The sequence below is a fragment of the Thermomonas sp. genome (assembly GCF_047606765.1).
In the GTDB taxonomy this organism is placed as follows: domain Bacteria; phylum Pseudomonadota; class Gammaproteobacteria; order Xanthomonadales; family Xanthomonadaceae; genus Thermomonas.
Map to the genome: position 1 here is coordinate 46,395 of NZ_JASGED010000012.1, position 19,595 is coordinate 65,989.

Here is a 19,595-nt window from a genome sequence, read left to right on the forward strand (position 1 = left end):
TGTTCATTCCAGTGAGAGCAGGAGTTTCCATTGCGCAGCGGTGACCGGGAACACCGACAGCCGGCTGCCGCGCGCGGTCAGCGCGAAACCTTCGCCGAGTGCATCGGCGTGCTGGCGGATTTCCTCCAGCGGGATCACCCGCTTGAGCTTGCGCTCGAAGGCGACATCGACCAGAAACCAGCGCGGTTGTTCCGGCGTGGCTTTGGGGTCGAAGTAATGCGATTTCGGATCGAACTGGGTGCTGTCCGGATAGGCCGCACTGGCAACGCTGGCAAGCCCGGCGATGCCGGGCACCTTGCAGTTGGAGTGGTAGAGCATCACCACGTCGCCAACGCGCATGCCGTCGCGCATGAAGTTGCGCGCCTGATAGTTGCGCACGCCATTCCACGGCTCGGTGCCGACCCGCTGCAGGTCGTCGATGGAGAAGGCGTCCGGTTCGGACTTCATCATCCAGTAGCGCTTGCGCGTGCTCATTCCATGTTCCCGGCGATGTAAGTGGCCTGCTCGTAGGTGGCATGTTCGCTGCAGACCGCGTCCAGCCGCACGTCCCAGTGTTCCGTGGCGATGGCGTCGAGGTGCTGGGCCTCGAACGCGGCACCTACCAGCCAAGGCGGTGCGGGCTGATGACTGCGGAAGGCGAGGCTGCGATCGTACCAGCCGCCTCCCATGCCCAGCCGGTGGCAGGCTGCGTCGAAGCCGACCAGCGGCAGCACGATCAGGGCCATGTCGGCGGCAGTCAGCGCGGCATCGGGAGCGATGTCCGGCTCGGGGATGCCGTAGCGGTTGGTCACCAGCGGATCGCCCGCGCGCCAAGGCGCGAAGCGCAGGCTGCCGTCCGCGTGCAGCATCGGCAGGCAATAGACCAGCGATGCCGGCAGGCGCATCTGCAAAACATGCAGGCCGATTTCGCCATCCATCGCCCAATAGCCGGCGACGTAGCCGGATGCAGGCAGGAAGGGCAGGGCGAGCAGGCGAGTTGCCAGCGCTTCGGCGGCGGCGATGCGGGCGGCGGCGGGAAGTGCGCGGCGGCGCTGGCGCAGCTCACGGCGCAAGGCGTGTCGATCCATCTGTGCAATCACGCGATGCGCATCGTGTGGGAAAAATGTCTCCGCCGTGGCGATGCATGCGAAACGACCTTGAACCCGGGGTTCAAGTGGGAGCGCGTGGTGGCCTTCGGGCTTCCCGCTCGTGGCGGACTTGCACTCCCGGCCTCCAGTACGCCCCCGCAGTCGTCATTAAGGGACAAGGCGAATGTTGCGCACGCCGTCGCACACAGCAGAGGACGCGGCCAGTATAGGCGCGCATCGCGCAAAGGCAACGCCCGTTTGTCGGATGCGATTCAGGTGAATACACAACATGGCGTCTTGGGTAATGTCGGAATCCGTCCGTCATTCCCGCGCAGGCGGGAATCCAAGGACGTTGAGCTTTGGAAAAACAAAGTCCATGGATACGCAGACACAAGGTCTGCGGAACGATACCCGCCTTCGCGGGGATGACGGGCAAAAGCGGAAGTGCTTACGGCGTCAGCAGCGCGTCGAGCTTGCGATTGGCTTCGTCGATCAATCCAAACACGCCTGCGCCGTGCCCGCCGCCGGTGTCCTTCACCTGTTGCAGCTCATGCGCAAGATTGAGCGCGGTCAGCACCGCCAGACGGTCGGGCGCGACCAGCTTGTTGCCGCCACGCAGTTCGCGCATGCGCGAGTCCAGCAGGCGCGCGGCGGTGGTCAGGCTGGCGCGTTCGGATTCTTCCACGCCCACGGTGTATTCGCGGTCGAGGATGCGGACGGTGACCGGCTCGCTCATGTGTGCTGCTCCAGCGATTTCAGCCGGCTGATCATGGCTTCGACGCGGCTGCGCGCCTGTTCCTGTTTTGCGAGCAGTTGCGCGCGTTCGCCGGCCATCTGTTCGATCTGATGGCGCAGGCTGCGGTTCTCGTCGTTCAGGCGCTGCATGCGGGTGGCGAGCAGGTCGATCCGCGCCAGCAGCTTGTGCAGTTCACCTTGCAGGTCGCGGTTGCTCATGCGCGCACCTTAGGCAGGCGTGGAAGTGGGGTCAAGCCGTGCGGCGGCTGCCACCGGGTCAGCCTGCCAGCCACGGATGAAGCCCAGGCATGCGGCATCGTCCAGCGGCCGCGCCAGCCAGTAGCCCTGCACCGTGTCGCAATGGTGCTGGCGCAGGAAGGCGAGTTGCTCGGCGCTTTCCACGCCTTCGGCGATGACCTTCAGTTCCAGCGAATGGGCCATGGCGACGATGGTGGCGGTGATCGCCGCGTCGTCGCTGTCGCCGGCGCTGTCAACATCGTCGATGAAGGCCTTGTCGATCTTCAGGGTGTTGATCGGCAGCTTGCGCAGGTAGGCCAGCGAGGAATAGCCGGTGCCGAAATCGTCCATCGCGATGGACACGCCCAGCTCGCGGAATGCCTGCAGGCGCGCGGTGGCGAGTTCCGCATTCGCCATCAGCACGCTTTCGGTCAGTTCCAGTTCCAGCGCCGAAGGCGGCAGGCCGTTTTCGTCCAGCGCCTTGCGCACCGTGCCCAGCAGGTCGCTGTGCAGCAGTTGCACGGCAGACACGTTGACGGAGACCACCAGCTCGCGCAGGCCGTCGCGTCGCCACTGCGCCAGCGTGCGGCAGGCCTGTTGCAGCACCCATTCGCCGATGGAGACGATCAGCCCGCTTTCCTCGGCCAGCGGGATGAAGCTGGCTGGCGATACTTCGCCATGTTCCGGGCTGTTCCAGCGCAGCAGGGCTTCCACTGCGCAGATGCGGCCTTCGCGCAGTGCCAGTTGCGGCTGATAGACAAGATGCAGTTCGCCGCGCTCCACCACCTTGCGCAGCGAGGCGACCAGGCTGGCGCGGCGGCGGATGTCGCCGTCCATGGTGTCGGCATAGCGCAGGTAGGTGCGCCGGCCTGCGGCCTTGGCCTGGTACATCGCGGTGTCGGCATGCTTGAGCATGTCGGTGGGCACCTGCGCGTGTTCGGGGAACAGGCTGATGCCGATCGAGGGCGTGATCGGGATTTCGTGGCGGTTGTCCAGTTCCAGTGGCGCGTCGAAGGCGTCGATGATGCGCTGCGCGCAGTCTTCGGCTTCGCTATAGTCGGCAATGTCCTCCAGGATCACGGTGAACTCGTCGCCGCCAAGCCGGGCGATGGTGTGCGATGGCCCCACCACGTCCAGTAGGCGCTGCGCCGCTGCGCGCAGGATGCGGTCGCCGATGGCATGGCCCAGCGAGTCGTTGACATCCTTGAAGCGATCCAGGTCAAGGAACAGCAGCGCCATCCGCGCGTTCTGCCGGCGCGCCCGGACGATGGCGCGCGACAGACGTTCGGACAGCAGGGTGCGGTTGGGCAGGCTGGTGAGGGTGTCGTAGTTGGCCAGATAGCGCAGCTCGTGCTCGATCCGCCGGCGCTCGGTGATGTCGGCGGCAACCAGCACGTACAGGCGGCGACCCGTGCCCGGTTCCAGCAGCGCGTTGGCCTGCATCGCGCACAGGAACTCGTGGCCGTCCTTGCGCCGCTGCCACATCTCGCAGGCCCAGTGCTCGTTGGCTTCTATCTGCCCGCGTGACTGGGCGTAGAACTCGGGCGAGTGGCGGTCGCTGTTCAGCAGGGAGGCGTCCTTGCCGATCACGTCGGCTTCCTCGTAGCCGCTGATCCGGGTGAAGGCGGGGTTGACCGCGACGAAGCGGAAATCGGCATCGACCACCACCACGCCTTCGGCCATGTTGCGCATGACCTCGCCGGCAATGCGGCGCTCGCGTTCCTTCGCCCGGATGTTGGTGACGTTGCGGGCAGTGCCGGCCATGCGCACCACGCGGCCCTCGGCGCTGCGCATGACGGCGCGCCCGCGTGCGCGCATCCACAGCCATTCACCTTCGTTGTCGCGGATGCGATGCTCGGACAGGAAGATCGACGTCTTGCCGCGCACGTAGTCGCGCAGCCGCTCGATAACAAGCGGCATGTCGTCCGGGTGGATCTCGTGATCCTTGTCCAGGTCCACCAGCACGGTCAGCTCATCGCTGCTGCCCGGTGCCACCAGGGTGCGTTCCAGTTCGTGTTTTTCCAGGTCGTACTGCCAGTACAGCTCGCCGGAGGCCCACAGCGCCAGGTGCAGGTGATGTTCGCGCCTGCGCAGCGCTTCCATGTGTTCGCGCTGCTCGCGTTCGCGCCTGCGGTGGGTGGCGATGGCCAGCCATGCCAGTGCCAGCACCAGCAGCGCCACCAGCATCACCAGAACGTAGCTGGAGTTGATGTCCGGCACCGAGGCCGATGCAGGCAATGCCGGCGCAGAAAGTCCGACGCGCGCAAGGCGGCGGGCAGGCATGGCGTGAGTCTTCATCGCCGTGCAGTGTAGGCGCGGGCTGGCAAGCGCAACAACCCGCCGCGCGCGTAAACTGGCACCCCGCCTGCACGAATACCTTCGCAATGAGTGAAACCGACCTGCCGCAGTGGGCCGAGGTAGCGGCTGCCTCTGATGCGCTGACCCTTGCCAGCAGCCCCGCCGAGTTGCACGGCGCGCTGTGCGGCTGGCTGGCGGCGGGCGGCGAGGACGTGGCCGGCTGGCTGGCGCAGGTGCTGGCCGACCCGGCGCTGCCGCAGCCAGTACAGGGCGATGCGCTGGACCGCCTGCGCAGCGTGACCGCCGCGCAGCTCTCCGACCCTGATTTCGGCTTCCAGATGCTGCTGCCGGACGATGCCGACGTGACGGCGCGGGCCGGCGCGCTGTTTGCGTGGTGCCGGGCGTTCCTGGGCGGCTTCGGGCTGGCGGTGGGCGACAAGCCGCTGTCAGAGGAAGGGCAGGAGGCGCTGGGTGACCTTGCCAATCTGGCCGCTGCGCAGGTGGACGAGGTGGATCCGGAAAGTGACGAGGAATCGCTGGCCGAGATCGAGGAATACCTGCGGGTGGCGGTCTTGCTGCTGCACGCCGATTGCGCGCTGGGGCCGCGCAGCCGCCAGCGCCTGCACTGAGCGCGCTGCATGCAGCCGATGACCGCCACCTGGCGCAAGCTGCTGGCGCGCAGGCGCAGGCAGTTGATGCAGGCTGCAGGCGACGGCGCGATCCTGATCCTGCCCGCCGCGCCGGAACGCATCCGCAGCCATGACACCCATTACCCGTATCGGCAGGATTCCGATTTCTGGTACCTGACCGGCTTCGACGAACCCGAGGCCGTACTGGTGCTGGTGCCGGGCCGTCGTCACGGCGAATCCATCCTGTTCTGCCGCGAGCGCGACCCGGAGCGCGAAGGCTGGGACGGCCCGCGCCTTGGCCCGGAAGGTGTGGTCGATGTGCTGGGCGTGGACGATGCCTATCCGGTGTCGGACATCGACGACATCCTGCCTGGCCTGCTGGAAGGCCGCCGCCGCGTGCATTACCACCTGGGCCGCGATGCCGACTTCGACCTCAAGCTGATCGGCTGGCTCAACCGCGTGCGTGCGCAGGCGCGGCAGGGTGCGCAGCCGCCGCAGGAGTTCCTGGAACTGGGGCATCTGCTGGACGAGATGCGCCTGTTCAAGTCGGCGGAAGAAGTGAAGCTGATGCAGCAGGCCGCCGACATCAGCGTGGCCGCGCACCGGGCGGCGATGCGCGCGGCGCGTCCCGGCATCCACGAATACGAACTGCAGGCACAGATCGAGCACGTGTTCCGCATGCACGATGCACAGCCGGCCTACGGCAGCATCGTAGGGAGCGGTGCCAACGCCTGCGTGCTGCACTACAAGGCCAACCGGGCGAAGTCACGCGATGGTGATCTTGTCCTCATTGATGCCGGCGCGGAGTTTCGCGGCTACGCCGCCGACATCACCCGCTGCTTCCCGGTCAACGGCCGTTTCAGCAAGGAGCAGCGCGCCCTGCACGATCTGGTCTGCGCGGCGCAGGCCGCTGCACTGGCGCAGGCACGGCCCGGTGTTCGCTATGAAGCCGGCCACGAAGCGGCGGTGGCCACGCTCACCGAAGGCCTGCTGTCACTGGGCCTGCTGAAAGGCACGCTGAAGGCGGCGCTGGGCAGTGGTGACTACAAGCGCTATTACCGCCACAAGACCGGGCACTGGCTGGGGCTGGATGTACACGACGTTGGCGAATACCGCATCGACGGTGAATCGCGCCTGCTCGAACCCGGCATGGTGTTCACCATCGAGCCGGGTCTTTACGTGCCAGCAGGTGATGCCAGCGTGCCTGCCAAGTGGCGGGGCATCGGCATCCGTATCGAGGACGACGTCCTCATCACCGCAGCTGGCCACCGCGTGCTGACCGATGCGCTGGAGCGCGGTGCGGATGAAGTGGAAGCGTTGATGGCGGGGTGACCAACTTCCTCCCCTTCTTGAAGGGGAGGGTTGGGGTGGGGTTGATTTGCTGCGACGTGCGAACCCCCTCCCGGCCTCCCCCTGCAGGCAGGGGGAGGAGAAACGCCCGGCTATGCCGCAAACGCCTCGCGCGTCAGGTTGAGCGGTTCGCCTTCGGTGCAGACCACATCGTCCTCGATGCGGATGCCGCCATAGGGCTTGAACGCCTCGACGCGATCCCAGTCAACGGCATCGCTCAAACCCTTCTGCTTCAACTCGTCCAGCAGCATGTCGATGAAGTAGATGCCAGGTTCGATGGTGACGACCATGCCCGGTTCCAGCACGCGGGTCAGCCGCAGGTAGGGATGGCCTTCGGGTTTCGCGATGGTGCCGCCTGCATCGGAGGCGGCGAAACCGGCTACGTCGTGTACCTGCAGGCCGATGCCGTGGCCGATGCCATGCGGGAAGAACGCGCTGCTCACGCCGCTTGCCAGCGCGTCTTCCGGCGACACCTTGATGACGCCGAAGTCGCGCAGGATCGCTGCCAGCGCGATGTGCGCATCAATGTGCAACTGCTTGTAATCGAAGCCGGCGCGCACCGCATCGCACATCTTCAGCTGCGCGGCATCCAGCGCCGCGATCATCGCCGCGAACTCGTCGTCCTGTGCCGAATAGGTGCGGGTGATGTCGCAGGCATAGCCGCCGAAACTGGCACCGGCGTCGATCAGGAAGCTGCGCACCGGCTTGGGCGGCACGCGGTCGCGGTCGGTGTAATGCAGCACCGCGCCGTGTTCGTTGAGGCAGACGATGTTGCCGTAGGGCAGGTAGTTGGCGTCCTGTCCTGCGGCCTGGCAATAGGCCAGATGGATGCCGAACTCGCTGCTGCCCGCGCGGAAGGCGCGCTCGGCGGCGCGATGCGCGCGCGCGCCGATGCGGCTGGCTTCGCGCATCATCGCCACTTCATACGGCGTCTTGTACGCGCGGTGGTATTCGAGGTACTGCACCACCGGCGCGGGATTGTTCGGCGCGTAGCCACCCAGCGCGCTCTGCGGCTCGCCAAGGATGGCGCAGCGTGCGGCATCCGGCAGGTGCTGCGCGGCCTCTTCCGGCGTGCGGATGACGATGATGTCGAACTGCTCCACCCAGTAGCCGCTGGGCGCTGCCGGCACCACATGCCAGTAGTCGTGCGGCTGCAGGAACAGCAATTTTGGCTTGGCGCCGGGAGTGATGACCAGCCAGCTTCCCGGTGCGCGCGTCAGCGGCAGCCAGGCCTTGAACTGCGGGTTCACCGCATAGGGATAGTCGCGGTCGTCGAAAAACTGGTAGTGCAAGCTGCCGCTGGGGACGACGAGGTGGTCGAAGCCGCCGCGCCGCAGGGCTTCGGCGGTGCGCGCCTGCAGGGTGTCGAGGTGTTGCGGGTAGAGGCTGGCGAGGGATGGAAGCATGGCGGCGGGCCCGATGGTCTGGTGGCGAAGCCGCAATTGTCGCCCAGCACCGCCACCACCGCAGGTGCCGGAAGCCCTGTCAGTCTTCCTTGTTGGATGCGGGCTCGTTCGGTGCCTGTTCCGCCCAGCGACGCAGGCGACCGGTGGCGTCCGCCGACAGGCCAAGGAAGCGCAGGCCGATCCAGTGCTGGCCGGGTGCGCCGGCGGCGTCCTGCCACAGCACGTGCGCGCCGGTTTCCAGCGGCTGCGCTGCGCCGACTTCGTCCGGCAGGATGAAGCGGAACTGGTACAGCGCGTCATCGACCAGCGCGCGGTTGGCGATCAGCAGCATGCCACCCACCGACAGGTTGCCGAGGTAGCCGACGGTCTGCTCGGTGATGGTGTCGAACACGTCCACCATGCCGGGCACGGCACGGCGTGGCTGGCGGCGCGCTTCAATCCCCATTGCCGTTCTCCGCCTGATCCTGTTGCTGTGCCTGCTGTTCTGCGGGTGCCTGGGTTGCCGGTGCGTCGGTTGCAGCCGGTGGCTGCGTGCCGGCTTCGGCCTGTTCCGGCGGCGCTTCCGCTTCATCGGCGGTGCGTTGCAGGTTGACGGTGGTGGCCTGCCACGCGGTTTCGGCGGGCGAGGTGTCGTCATCCAGCAATTGCATGCGGCCCTCGGCCAGCCTGCGCGCCAGTCCATCCAGATCATCGCCGGCAATGCGGATGCCGCGCCGGTTGACCAGCAGCGCCTGCCCGGTGTGCGGGCTGACCCAGGCCAGACGCCGCCGCACTGGCTTGCCGGCTTCGTCATGCAGGTCAACCCAGACGGCATCCTGCAGGGCGACCAGACGATCACGCGCGTCCTGTTCCGGCTGCGTGCGCGCACGCCACGCACTTGCGCCGGCACCTGCGGCATTGCCTTCGCCCAGCCGCGCGCGGGCGCGCAGCTGCATCAGCAGTTCGGTGCGCGATGCCAGCCCGGCGTCTTCGGCATTGCCGTTGGCCAGCTGCCGGGCGATCGCCAGCGCATCGTCGGCGTGGTAGCCCACCTGCTCCAGCGATGCCTGCAGGCGCGCGATGAAGCCGGCGTATGCAGCCTTCTGCGCGTTGCCGGTGCTGGCATCGACGATGCGCGCCGTTGCATCCAGTGCGTCCTGCCACGCATCGGATTGCTCGCCGTTGCGCAGGAAAGTCAGCGACAGCACATCGGCCCAGGCCTGCTCCAGCAGGATTTTCTGGAAGCGCGGCAGTTCACGGCCCTTGTGCAGACGCTTGATTTCGGCGGCGGCGCGCTGGCGGGCGATTTCCAGCTTGTCGCGGCCGCGCGCAGCGTCCACCTGCCGGCGCTCGGCCATCTCGGCCTTGCGCAGCAGCGCTTGCAGGCCGGACTGCAGCGCGTGGTTGGCTTCGATGAAGCTGTCCAGATTGCTTTCGTTGTCTTCCTGGATGCCGGCCACGGCGCGTTGCAGCAGGCCTAACCACTGCGGATCAAGGTCATCTTCCGGCAGCCAGCGCGCACCCGCCAGCGAGACCGCGGCCAGCAACTGGCGCGCCGGATGGCGTGCATCCTCGAAGAAGCGCTGGTCGCGCAGGGCGATCTGCAGCAGCGGCAGGCGCAGGTGATCGACCATCGCGTCGCCCGGACTGGGCTTGCGCATTTCGCGCTGCAATTGCGACAGGAACAGGGCCAGCAGTTCGAAGATGTCGTTGTCGGCTTCCGACAGCGCCACGCCGCGGCCGTGCAACTGGCGAGCCTGCGCCAGCAGGATCTGCCGATAACCGGCGATGGTGTCGGCGCGGGTGGCGGTGCTGCGCATGCGGCGCAGCGTGGTCAGCACTTCCTCGCGATCCAGTATTTCGCGCTTGCGCTCATCCTTGCCGACCAGGCTGGGCGGCAGGTTTTCGCCCTGACCCGGCTGGCGCAGCTTGGTGAGCAGCTTGCCGCGCCGCCGCAGCAACTGCTGCAGCATGGTGAAGACGAGGGTGACCACCTGATCGGCGCTGCCACCACCACCCGCGCCGGGCACGCCACCTGCGATGCCGATGCCGCCAGCGCCGCCGTCGCCACCACCAATCCCGATGCCGCCCACGCCACCGCCACCACCGGCACCACCACCACCACCACCACCAATTCCGACGCCGCCAACGCCGCCAGCGATGCCGATGCCACCCACACCGCCGCCGGCACCCGCAATGCCAATGCCGCCAACACCACCGGGAATGCCGACACCGACGCCGCCGGGCATGCCCACGCCGCCCGCAACACCACCCACCATCGGCACACCGGCGACCATGGTCCCCGTGCCGGCAACACCGGCAACGCCGGCAATCGGTACGCCCACTGCGCCCGGGGTTCCCGCCGCACCGGTGGCTGCGCCCGGTGTGCCCTGACCCGGCGCGACATGCGCCGAAGGCTGCCGCAACCGGTACGGCACGAAGCTCAGGTGCGGCAGGATGCCTTCCTGCACCAGCGTCACGTTCAATGCGTCGAGGATCGCCGGGTAGGCGGTCATCAGCATTTTTTCGAACTGCCGCAGCAGTTCGCTGCGCGCCTGCTGCGACACTTCCAGCGTATCCATCGCACTGGCCAGCGCGCGGCACAGCGCGTGCGGGCCCAGCGGCAGGTCGCGGCCTTCCAGCGCGGGCGAGCCCGCCAGCACGCCGAAGCGCTGACTCATCAACTGCAGGCTCAGGCTGTTGCGCGACTCGATGCGGCTGGCCAGATTCGCCAGTTGCGCATGGTCACCGATCGAGCCCTCGTCGGCCAGGCTCAGCTTGTGGGCGGTGATTTTGGGGGCGGGTTCGTCCTCGTCTTCCTTGCCGGCGTCCCGCAGGCTGGCAAGGCCGGCTTCCATTTCAGCCATGAAGCGGGTGCTGAATGCCGGGATGCCCTGCAACAGGTTGCGCATCGACACGAACCGCGAGATTTCCATCCGCGACTCGTGGGGTGATGCCGGCAGTTCCGACAGCGCCTGCTCGGTGTCCTTCAGGAGTTGCGGCAGGCGGCGGGAGAAATCGCCATCCAGATCCGCCAGCAGGCGTTCCAGCACCTTCTGGACACGACGCGGCAGCGTGGCCTGTGCCAGCGTCGGCAGATCATTGGTGGTGGAAGCGACTGCGGCCATCGATGCCCCCCTGCTCTCCGGCGAATCTCCCAATGGTATGGGGTGCGCCCCCGTGGCTCAATGGCCCGGCGCGGGGCCTGATCCGGAAATTGCGGTTCTAGGGCAGGAACAGGCCGATCACGTCATTCGTGAACCGCCGGCCCAACTCGGTGGGGCGCAGCCGGTCTGCTTCGGCTTCCAGCCAGCCGTTCTGGCGGGCCTTGGCAAGTTGCCCGTCGATGGCGGCGCGCGGCAGACCAGTACGCGCCTCGAACATCGCCATCGGTACACCCGCGTTCAGGCGCAGCGCATTCAGCATGAAGTCGAAGGGCAGGCGTTCCGCCGTCAGGGTTTCATCACCGCCGATGGCGTCCGCCGTGCCGGCCTTCGCAAGATAGTGCGCCGGGTGCTTCAGTTTCCAGCGCCGCAACACCTGCTGCTGCGCGCCCAGGGTCAGCTTGGCGTGCGCGCCCGCGCCGATGCCCAGGTAATCGCCGAACTGCCAGTAGTTCAGGTTGTGCCGGCACTGGTGGCCTTCGCGGGCATAGGCGCTGACTTCGTATTGCGCGAAACCGGCATCGGCCAGCCGCGCCTGACAGGCTTCCTGCATGTCCCAGGCACTGTCCTCGTCGGGGATGCCATCGGGCACGCGCGCGGCGAACACGGTGTTCGGCTCCAGCGTGAGCTGGTAATGGCTGATGTGGGTGGGCTGCAGGGTGATGGCGCGTTCGATGTCGTCCAGCGCCATCGCCAGCGTTTGCTGCGGCAGCGCGTACATCAGGTCAAGGTTGAAATTGTCGAAGCCTGCATCCCGCGCAGCCTGCACCGCGCGCTGTGCATCAGCGCTGGAATGGATGCGGCCCAGCCGCTGCAGGCAGGCATCGTCGAATGTCTGCACGCCGAAGCTGAGCCGGTTCACGCCGGCGGCGCGATAGCCCGCGAACGGGCCGTGCTCCACGGTGCCGGGGTTGGTTTCCAGGGTGATCTCGACATCGGGCGCGAAGCGCAGGCGCGCGCTGGCCTGCTGCAGGAAGCGGTCGATGACCGCAGGCGGAAACAGGCTGGGCGTGCCGCCGCCGAAGAACACGCTATGAACCGTGCGGCCCCAGGCCAGCGGCAGGTCGAAATCAAGATCGGCAAGCAGGGCATCGACGTAGCCGTCGAAGTCAGGCGCGCCGCCGCGTGCCTCGTGCGAATTGAAATCGCAATACGGGCATTTGCGCACGCACCAGGGCAGATGCACGTAGAGTGACAGGGGCGGGGTGGTCAGCATCGGTTCTTTGCTCGTCATTCCCGCGAAGGCGGGAATCCATGGACTTTGGCTCTTGTTGCGCGATAAAGACAACGTCCTTGGATTCCCGCCTTCGCGGGAATGACGGTGGCGGACTACAGGAGCCGCTCCCGCAGCTTCACAAGCGCCAGCCCGCGATGGCTGTCGCGATTCTTCGCGTCCGCAGGCAGTTCCGCCGCGCTGCACCCATGGGCAGGCGAGAAGAACACCGGGTCATAGCCGAATCCGTTCGCGCCTTGCCGCGCATGCAGGATGTGGCCTTCCCACACGCCTTCGGCGATCAGCGGCATCGGGTCGTCCGCGTGGCGAACGAGCGCCAGCACGCAGACAAAGCGCGCGCTGCGTGCGTCATCGGCCACGCCGTCGAGTTTGCGCAGCAGTTTGTCGATATTTGCTTCGCTGTCGCCATGCACGCCTGCGTAGCGCGCCGAATACAGTCCCGGTGCGCCGTGCAGCGCATCGACGCAAAGACCGGAATCGTCGCCCAGCGCAGGCAGGCCGGTGGCGCGGGCGGCATGGCGGGCCTTGAGGATGGCGTTTTCGACGAAGCTCAGGCCGGTTTCCTCGGCATCGACCACGCCGAATTCGGACTGCGCGTGAAGCTCGAACGCTTCGCCCAGCAAATCCCGCAGCTCCGCCAGCTTGCCGGCGTTGGAGGAGGCGAGGACGAGTTTCATGGCGCTGCGAGTGCCGCCTGCTGCGCCGCGAACAACTCGCCGCAGCCCTTTTCCGCCAGCGCCAGCAGCGCATCCAGTTCATCGCGGCGGAAGGCATGGCCTTCGGCGGTGCCCTGCAATTCGATGAAGCCGCCGCCGTCGTTCATCACCACGTTCATGTCGGTGTCGCAAGCGCTGTCTTCGGCATAGTCCAGATCCAGCACCGGCACGCCGCGATAGATGCCGGCTGACACCGCAGACACCGCACCGATGATCGGATTCTTCGTGAGTTCCTTCTTCGCCTGCAGCCAGCGCACCGCATCCACCAGCGCCACGTAAGCGCCAGTGATCGCGGCGGTGCGGGTGCCGCCATCGGCCTGCAGCACGTCGCAGTCCAGCGTGATGGTGCGTTCGCCCAGCGCCGCGCGATCCACGCAGGCGCGCAGCGAACGACCAATCAGGCGCTGGATTTCCAGCGTGCGTCCGCCCTGCTTGCCGCGCGATGCCTCGCGGTCGGAACGGGTATGGGTGGAGCGCGGCAGCATGCCGTATTCGGCGGTCACCCAGCCTTCGCCCTTGCCGCGCAGGAAGCCGGGCACCTTGTTGTCGATGCTGGCGTTGCACAGCACGCGAGTATCGCCAAAGCTCACCAGCACCGAGCCTTCGGCGTGGCGGGTGAAACCGCGCTGGATGGAAACAGCGCGCATCTGCTCGGGCGCGCGGCCGCTCGGGCGGGCAACAGTCATGGGGATTGGCGCAGGAAGCCGGCACGCGGCGGGGCGCTAGATTACCATTCGCCCTTCGTTTCCCTTGGGTTTGTGCGCACGATGTCGATCCGCAGCATGACCGCCTACGCCGCCGGCGAGCGCGCCACCGCATGGGGCGTGCTCGGCTGCGAACTGCGCGCGGTCAACCATCGCTTCCTTGAACTGGGCGTGCGCCTGCCCGATGAACTGCGCGCGCTGGAACCGCAGCTGCGCGAGCGCGTTGCCTCGCGCATCTCGCGCGGCAAGCTGGATCTGGTCATGCGCCTGCGCAGCAGCAACGGTGGCGATGCCTTGCAGGTCGATGACGCGCTGGTGGCCCGGTTGGGTGAGCTTGCGACCGGCATGTATCCGCGCTTTCCCGGCTTGCGCGTGGAGTTCACCGAACTGCTGCAATTCCCAGGCGTGCTGCAAACGCAGGGTGTCGATGCCGACGCCCTGCAATCCGAGGCGCTGGCCCTGCTGGACACGGTGCTGGACGGCTTCGTCCAAGCACGCGAACGCGAAGGCGGCAAGCTTGCAGCCGTGATTCTGGAACGCGCCGACGGCATCGCTCGCATCGCCGCCGAGGTGCGCACGCTGGTGCCGCAAATCCGCGCCGGCCAACGCCAGAAACTGCAAGCGCGCTTGGCCGATCTTGCGCAGCCGCTCGATCCGGGCCGGCTGGAACAGGAACTGGTGATCTGGCTGCAGAAACTCGATGTCGATGAGGAGCTTGATCGTCTCGACAGCCACCTGTCCGAACTGCGCCGCATCTTCAAGGGCAGCAAGGAACCGGCAGGCCGCCGCCTCGACTTCCTGCTGCAGGAGTTCAACCGCGAGGCCAACACACTGGGCAGCAAGTCGGTCGATGCCCGCACCAGCAACGCCGCGGTGGAACTGAAGGTGCTGATCGACCAGATTCGCGAGCAGATTCAGAACATAGAATGATGTCGAAGACCGGGCATCCTGCCGCGGCTTCGACCTGCGGCCCGAAAAGCGCGGTTTCCGGGCCGCAGCGCCGTCGCTTCGCGTCGGCGTCGGCATATCCCTGTGCCGAATTGCGAGTGAAGGAACATAGTTGATGCGCGGAACCCTCTACATCGTCGCCGCGCCTTCGGGCGCCGGGAAATCCAGCATCGTCAACGCGGTGCTGGCGCGTGATCCGAACATCTGCCTGTCGATCTCGTTCACCTCGCGCCAGCCGCGACCCGGCGAGCGCCATGCCGAGCACTACAACTTCGTCAGCGCTGGGGAGTTCGAGGCGATGGTCGAAGCCGGCGACTTCTTCGAGCACGCGCTGGTGCATGGCGACTGGAAGGGCACCGCACGGCAGTCGGTGGAGCCGCAACTGGCGGCGGGCCGTGACGTGTTGCTGGAGATCGACTGGCAGGGCGCGCGGCAGGTGCGGGCCAGGATTCCCGATGCGGTCAGTGTGTTCATCCTGCCGCCCTCACGCGCCGCGTTGGAGGAGCGCATGCGCAAGCGCGGGCAGGACAGCGAGGAGGTCATCCAGCGTCGTCTGGCCGCCGCGCGCGAGGAGATGAGCCATTACGGCGAGTTCGACTACGTGATCGTCAACGAGGTGTTCAACACGGCCGTGGACGAGATGTGCAGCATCTTTACCGCCAGCCGGCTGCGCAAGGATGCGCAAGTCGCGCGGCATGCGCGGTTGATTACCTCGCTGCTGGTCGATCCCTAGGCCGTCCGCATCCTATACTCGTCGCCATCCCATTTCCGCCAAGGGGAATCACGATGGCATCTGCACTCGCTTTCATCCTGCTGGTCGCCGGCATCATCCTGTTGTTCAAGACCGTGCGGATGGTGCCGCAGGGTTACGAGTGGACGGTGGAGCGCTTCGGCAAGTACACCCGCACGCTTGATCCCGGCCTGCATTTCCTGGTGCCGATCATTTACGGCGTGGGCCGCAAGGTGAACATGATGGAGCAGGTGCTGGAAGTGCCCAGCCAGGACGTCATCACCAAGGACAATGCGGTGGTGCGCGTCGATGGCGTGGTGTTCTTCCAGGTGCTGGACGCGGCCAAGGCGGCATACGAAGTGGCCAACCTGGAGGTTGCCACCATCGCGCTGGTGCAGACCAACATCCGCACCGTGATTGGCTCGATGGATCTGGACGAATCACTGAGCCAGCGCGAGACCATCAACGCCAAGCTGTTGAACGTGGTGGATCACGCCACCAATCCGTGGGGGATCAAGGTCACCCGCATCGAGATCAAGGACATCCAGCCACCGCAGAACCTGGTGCAGTCGATGCAGCAGCAGAAGATGGCCGAGCAGAACAAGCGCGCGGCGATCCTCGATGCGGAAGGTGTGCGCCAGTCCGAGATCCTGCGCGCCGAAGGCGAGAAGCAGGCGGCGGTGCTGGAGGCCGAGGGCCGCAAGGAGGCTGCCTTCCGCGATGCCGAAGCGCGCGAGCGCCTGGCCGAGGCCGAGGCCCGGGCCACCCAGATGGTGTCGGACGCGATTTCCGGCGGCAACGTGCAGGCGATCAACTACTTCGTCGCGCAGAAGTACATCGAGGCGTTCAAGTCGCTGGCCGAGGCACCCAACCAGAAGTTCGTGATGATGCCGATGGAATCCAGCGGCATCATCGGCTCGCTGGCCGGCATCGCCGAATTGGCGAAGGAAGCGCTGGATCGCCCGGCGGTCAAGCCGGCGGCGGCACCGAAGCAGGGGAATTGAGCATGCGCTGGGACGTGTTCGCATGGGCAGCGTTCGCGCTGCTGCTGTTCGCCGCCGAAGCGCTGGCACCCGGTGCCTTCATGCTGTGGCTGGGTTTCGCAGCGGCGGCGGTGTTCATCGGCGTGTTGCTGATCCCGGGCATGCCGGTGCTGGTGCAGGTGGCCGCGTTCGTCGTGCTCAGCTTCGTCTCCATCCAGATTTACCGACGCTGGTTCCGCGGCACTGGCGCGCAAACCGACAAGCCGCTGCTCAACCGCCGCGCGGAGCAGAACATCGGCACGGTCGCGCCGCTGGATCTGGCGATCGTCGCGGGCCGTGGCCGGATCAAGCTGGGCGATGCCTATTGGCAGGTGGAAGGCCCGGATCTGCCGGTGGGCACGCCGGTGCGCGTGGTCGCGGTGGACGGCATGACATTGAAGGTGCAGGAAGCATAGGGTGGGATGAATCCCACCCTATGATGTTGGGGCATCGGCGATAATGTGCGGCTCCAAACACGGATCACGCGCATGACCAACAAGACCATCCTCAACGAAACCCACCGCGCGCTGGGCGCGAAGATGGTCGATTTCGGCGGCTGGGACATGCCGATCCATTACGGTTCGCAGATCGACGAGCATCATCAGGTGCGCCGCGACACCGGCATGTTCGACGTCAGCCACATGACCGTGGTGGACCTGACCGGCGCGCGCACCCGCGCGTTCCTGCGCTACCTCGTTGCCAACTCGGTGGACAAGCTGCAGAAGCCGGGCAAGGCGCTGTACACCGCAATGCTCAATCCGCAGGGCGGCGTCATCGACGACCTGATCGTCTATTTCATGTCCGAGGACTGGTTCCGGCTGGTGGTCAATGCCGCCACCCGCGACAAGGATCTGGCGTGGATCACGCAGCAAGCCAAGGCGTTCGATGTCGAAGTCCGCGAGCGTCCCGAGTTCGGCATGGTCGCGGTGCAGGGCCCGAACGCGCGCGAGAAGGTGATCGGCCTGCTGCGCGGGGAGGACCGCGCGCCGGTATCCAAGCTGGCCCGTTTCAGCGCACGCGAGGCACAGACGACCGGCGGCGTTGACGTGTTCGTCGCCCGCACCGGCTACACCGGCGAGGACGGTTTCGAGGTGATCGTGCCGGAGGCGCAAACCGTCGCGTTCTGGAACGCACTGCTGGACGCTGGCGTGAAGCCGGCCGGCCTCGGCGCGCGCGACACCTTGCGGCTGGAAGCCGGCATGAACCTCTACGGACAGGACATGGATGACACCGTCACTCCGTGGGAGGCCGCGCTTGGCTGGACGGTGGCATTGGATGAAGGGCGTGACTTCATTGGCCGTGCCGTGCTGGAAGCGCAGAAGGCCGATGGCAATGCGCGCCAGATGATCGGTCTGGTGATGGACGAGAAGGGCGTGCTGCGCCACGGCCAGAAAGTGCTGGCTGCCTGTGGCGAGGGGGAAATCCTGTCCGGCACGTTCTCGCCGACCATCGGCAAGGCGATCGCCTTCGCTCGCATCCCTGCAGGTGAGCCGGGCGACGTGCGCGTGGACATCCGTGGCCGCGAAGTACCGGTGCGCGTGGTCAAGTTCCCGTTCGTCCGCGACAACACCATCCAGCCGGGCATCTGAACTTTCCGCTCCGGCTTCGCTAGACTTTCCCCATCCCTCCACCGCAGCGCGACCAAGGAATCCCCCGATGAGCGAGATCCCCGGCGACCTCAAGTTCCTCAAATCCCACGAATGGGCCCGCGTCGAAGGCGATGGCCGTGTCACCGTGGGCATTTCCGACCACGCGCAGGGCCTGCTTGGCGACCTTGTGTATGTCGAACTGCCGAACGTCGGCGACACCGTTGAGGCGGGCAATGCCTGCGCCGTGGTGGAGTCGGTGAAGGCGGCGTCCGACGTGTATGCGCCGGTCAGTGGCAAGGTGGTCGAGGTCAACGCCGTGCTGGCCGACAAGCCGGAGACCATCAACGAGGACGCCTACGGCGACGGCTGGCTGTTCGTGCTGGAAATCGACGACGCCGAACAGCTCAACGAACTGCTCGATCCGGACGCCTACGGCGAATTGCTGGAAGACGACGAACACTGATCGTCTGCACTCTTCGCAGCATCAGAACCCGCGCCGGCAACGGCGCGGGTTCTTTGTTTCTGGCGTCGCGCGTGCGGAAAAGTTCGCGCAGTTTTCGCGCAAACGCGCTTGTGCGATGCCAAAACGGAGGCTTGCCTGCAACCTCGCTCATCCTGCGTTTGGCTCGTCCTGCGTCGAGTCGAAACGATGTTCGTACCGCGATGCGCGCGCATGCATCGAAACATGCCGATGCGATGAAACCCGCATCATTGCTTGCGTGCAGCCATGTTCGATGTTTCGTTTCATTGCATTGAACGTGCATCGTGCGCATGCGTAGCGGCATCGCCAGCACGCGCGACACGCGGCGGCATCGGCGGCGCATGAAAAAACTTCGCGCAAGATTGTTGACAGTGGAAAAAACCGTGATTAGGTTTCGCCCAGCGGACACCTACTACGGAAACGAGTGAGCAAGCAAGACGCGAAGGTTGGCAACACCACATCGAACTCCACCAGCAACATCGAACGGTGGGCGAAGGTGATCTGTCCTTCTCCGAAACGCTTCTCCAGCGCAACCGTCGAAGTGTCCATGCCGGGAACCTGCAGCGCATCGCGCCGCAGGTTTTTTGATGGGTGGGGAACCCATCGTAGGCAAGGCATCCGTTCCGGCGCGCGCGTCGCGCCGGCGGTCGATCACGGGTCCGATACCCGTGGCGTGTTTCCAAACTGGGCTTGACTGATTTACCCATCTGACGAGGAGCCATACCATGGCCGTTAAGAAAGCTGCAAAGAAGCCTGCCGCCAAGAAGGCGGTGAAGAAGGTCGCCAAGAAACCGGCGGCGAAGAAAGTTGCAAAGAAGGCAGTGAAGAAGGCTGCCAAGAAGCCCGCCGCCAAGAAGGCGGTGAAGAAGGTTGCGAAGAAGGCCGTCAAGAAGGCTGCCAAGAAGGTCGCCAAGAAGCCGGCTGCCAAGAAGGTCGCGAAGAAGCCTGCTGCCAAGAAGGCTGCGAAGAAGCCAGCCGCCAAGAAGGCTGCGAAGAAGCCGGCTGCCAAGAAGGCCGCCAAGAAGCCTGCTGCCAAGAAGGCTGCGAAGAAGGCCGCTGCGGCTCCGGCTGCGATCACGCCGACCCTGTAAGCCAAACCGCGACCGGATCGGGTGCTGCCCGATCTGGCGCTGTGATGTCACTGAAGGCCCTTCCCGTTGCCCAGGCGGGAGGGGTTTCTTTTGGTTCTTCACCGAAGTCCGGGGATTGGCATCAAAAAGGAACGGCAGATCCGGGTGAAGATGTTTGTGTCGAGCAAACGTCCAATCCGGAGCCACCGTTCCCATGTCAGATGGTAAAGCCTGCC

Annotated in this window: 21 protein-coding genes and 1 other RNA gene; 9 read left to right on the forward strand and 13 right to left on the reverse strand. The window is 66.1% G+C overall.

Features of this window, described 5'->3' with window-relative positions; genetic code table 11:
• Positions 1-3: 3 nt before the first annotated feature.
• From QM612_RS01535 to QM612_RS01560, 6 genes are all read right to left on the reverse strand, one after another.
• Positions 4-474, reverse strand: coding sequence for an EVE domain-containing protein (locus tag QM612_RS01535; RefSeq protein ID WP_415252134.1), 471 nt, complete (start codon positions 472-474; stop codon positions 4-6).
• Positions 471-1,067, reverse strand: coding sequence for a 5-formyltetrahydrofolate cyclo-ligase (locus QM612_RS01540; protein WP_415252135.1), 597 nt, complete (start codon positions 1,065-1,067; stop codon positions 471-473). The genes QM612_RS01535 and QM612_RS01540 overlap by 4 nt, the downstream gene beginning before the upstream one ends.
• Positions 1,068-1,102: 35 nt before the next feature.
• A non-coding RNA gene (ssrS, locus tag QM612_RS01545) (6S RNA) lies at positions 1,103-1,285 on the reverse strand.
• A 230-nt stretch (positions 1,286-1,515) separates the two neighbouring features.
• The gene (locus QM612_RS01550; RefSeq protein ID WP_415252136.1) at positions 1,516-1,803 is read right to left on the reverse strand and encodes a cell division protein ZapA; all 288 of its coding nucleotides are present in this window, start codon (positions 1,801-1,803) and stop codon (positions 1,516-1,518) included.
• On the reverse strand, positions 1,800-2,021 hold the full coding sequence (locus QM612_RS01555; RefSeq protein WP_415252137.1) for a TIGR02449 family protein: 222 nt from the start codon (positions 2,019-2,021) through the stop codon (positions 1,800-1,802). The genes QM612_RS01550 and QM612_RS01555 overlap by 4 nt, the downstream gene beginning before the upstream one ends.
• Positions 2,022-2,030: 9 nt before the next feature.
• Positions 2,031-4,322 carry a putative bifunctional diguanylate cyclase/phosphodiesterase gene (locus QM612_RS01560; protein WP_415252138.1) on the reverse strand — a complete coding sequence of 764 codons (2,292 nt, stop codon included), beginning with the start codon at positions 4,320-4,322 and terminating at the stop codon, positions 2,031-2,033.
• 101 nt (positions 4,323-4,423) lie between these two features.
• Here QM612_RS01560 and QM612_RS01565 point away from each other — a divergent pair, with 101 nt between their 5' ends.
• Positions 4,424-4,966 carry a UPF0149 family protein gene (locus QM612_RS01565; protein WP_415252139.1) on the forward strand — a complete coding sequence of 181 codons (543 nt, stop codon included), beginning with the start codon at positions 4,424-4,426 and terminating at the stop codon, positions 4,964-4,966.
• A 9-nt stretch (positions 4,967-4,975) separates the two neighbouring features.
• The gene (locus QM612_RS01570; protein ID WP_415252140.1) at positions 4,976-6,298 is read left to right on the forward strand and encodes an aminopeptidase P N-terminal domain-containing protein; all 1,323 of its coding nucleotides are present in this window, start codon (positions 4,976-4,978) and stop codon (positions 6,296-6,298) included.
• Between the two features lie 110 nt (positions 6,299-6,408).
• Here the strand turns inward: QM612_RS01570 and pepQ are convergent, their stop codons facing one another.
• The 6 genes from pepQ to rph form a co-directional block, all read right to left on the reverse strand.
• A complete protein-coding gene (gene pepQ, locus QM612_RS01575; RefSeq protein WP_415252141.1) occupies positions 6,409-7,722 on the reverse strand; it encodes a Xaa-Pro dipeptidase in 1,314 nt (437 codons plus the stop codon).
• Positions 7,723-7,801: 79 nt separating this feature from the next.
• Positions 7,802-8,167, reverse strand: coding sequence for a PilZ domain-containing protein (locus tag QM612_RS01580; protein ID WP_415252142.1), 366 nt, complete (start codon positions 8,165-8,167; stop codon positions 7,802-7,804).
• Positions 8,157-10,829: a DUF1631 family protein gene (locus QM612_RS01585; RefSeq protein WP_415252143.1), complete on the reverse strand. Its 2,673-nt coding sequence runs from the start codon at positions 10,827-10,829 to the stop codon at positions 8,157-8,159. Before QM612_RS01585 ends, QM612_RS01580 begins: the two co-directional genes overlap by 11 nt.
• Before the next feature lie 97 nt (positions 10,830-10,926).
• A complete protein-coding gene (hemW, locus tag QM612_RS01590; protein WP_415252144.1) occupies positions 10,927-12,099 on the reverse strand; it encodes a radical SAM family heme chaperone HemW in 1,173 nt (390 codons plus the stop codon).
• 95 nt (positions 12,100-12,194) lie between these two features.
• A complete protein-coding gene (gene rdgB / locus QM612_RS01595; RefSeq protein WP_415252145.1) occupies positions 12,195-12,776 on the reverse strand; it encodes an RdgB/HAM1 family non-canonical purine NTP pyrophosphatase in 582 nt (193 codons plus the stop codon).
• The gene (gene rph, locus QM612_RS01600; RefSeq protein WP_415252146.1) at positions 12,773-13,501 is read right to left on the reverse strand and encodes a ribonuclease PH; all 729 of its coding nucleotides are present in this window, start codon (positions 13,499-13,501) and stop codon (positions 12,773-12,775) included. Before rph ends, rdgB begins: the two co-directional genes overlap by 4 nt.
• A 96-nt stretch (positions 13,502-13,597) precedes the next feature.
• On the opposite strand from rph, the gene QM612_RS01605 reads away from it, so the two are divergent.
• The 6 genes from QM612_RS01605 (at position 13,598) to gcvH (ending at position 18,271) form a co-directional block, all read left to right on the forward strand.
• The gene (locus QM612_RS01605) at positions 13,598-14,449 is read left to right on the forward strand and encodes a YicC/YloC family endoribonuclease (RefSeq protein WP_415252155.1); all 852 of its coding nucleotides are present in this window, start codon (positions 13,598-13,600) and stop codon (positions 14,447-14,449) included.
• 133 nt (positions 14,450-14,582) lie between these two features.
• Positions 14,583-15,200 (forward strand): guanylate kinase, encoded by a 618-nt coding sequence (gmk, locus tag QM612_RS01610; protein WP_415252147.1) that lies wholly within the window; start codon positions 14,583-14,585, stop codon positions 15,198-15,200.
• Between the two features lie 53 nt (positions 15,201-15,253).
• On the forward strand, positions 15,254-16,201 hold the full coding sequence (locus tag QM612_RS01615) for an SPFH domain-containing protein (RefSeq protein ID WP_415252148.1): 948 nt from the start codon (positions 15,254-15,256) through the stop codon (positions 16,199-16,201).
• A 2-nt stretch (positions 16,202-16,203) separates the two neighbouring features.
• Positions 16,204-16,635, forward strand: coding sequence for an NfeD family protein (locus QM612_RS01620; protein WP_415252156.1), 432 nt, complete (start codon positions 16,204-16,206; stop codon positions 16,633-16,635).
• Between the two features lie 72 nt (positions 16,636-16,707).
• Positions 16,708-17,808, forward strand: coding sequence for a glycine cleavage system aminomethyltransferase GcvT (gcvT, locus tag QM612_RS01625; RefSeq protein WP_415252149.1), 1,101 nt, complete (start codon positions 16,708-16,710; stop codon positions 17,806-17,808).
• A 67-nt stretch (positions 17,809-17,875) separates the two neighbouring features.
• On the forward strand, positions 17,876-18,271 hold the full coding sequence (gcvH, locus tag QM612_RS01630; RefSeq protein ID WP_415252150.1) for a glycine cleavage system protein GcvH: 396 nt from the start codon (positions 17,876-17,878) through the stop codon (positions 18,269-18,271).
• Between the two features lie 405 nt (positions 18,272-18,676).
• On the opposite strand, the gene QM612_RS01635 is transcribed toward gcvH, so the two are convergent.
• Positions 18,677-18,838 (reverse strand): hypothetical protein, encoded by a 162-nt coding sequence (locus QM612_RS01635; RefSeq protein ID WP_415252151.1) that lies wholly within the window; start codon positions 18,836-18,838, stop codon positions 18,677-18,679.
• Positions 18,839-19,014: 176 nt separating this feature from the next.
• Between QM612_RS01635 and QM612_RS01640 the strand changes: the two genes are divergently transcribed.
• Complete coding sequence (locus QM612_RS01640; RefSeq protein ID WP_415252152.1) at positions 19,015-19,380, forward strand: hypothetical protein; 366 nt, start codon at positions 19,015-19,017, stop codon at positions 19,378-19,380.
• The last annotated feature ends 215 nt before the right edge of the window (positions 19,381-19,595 follow it).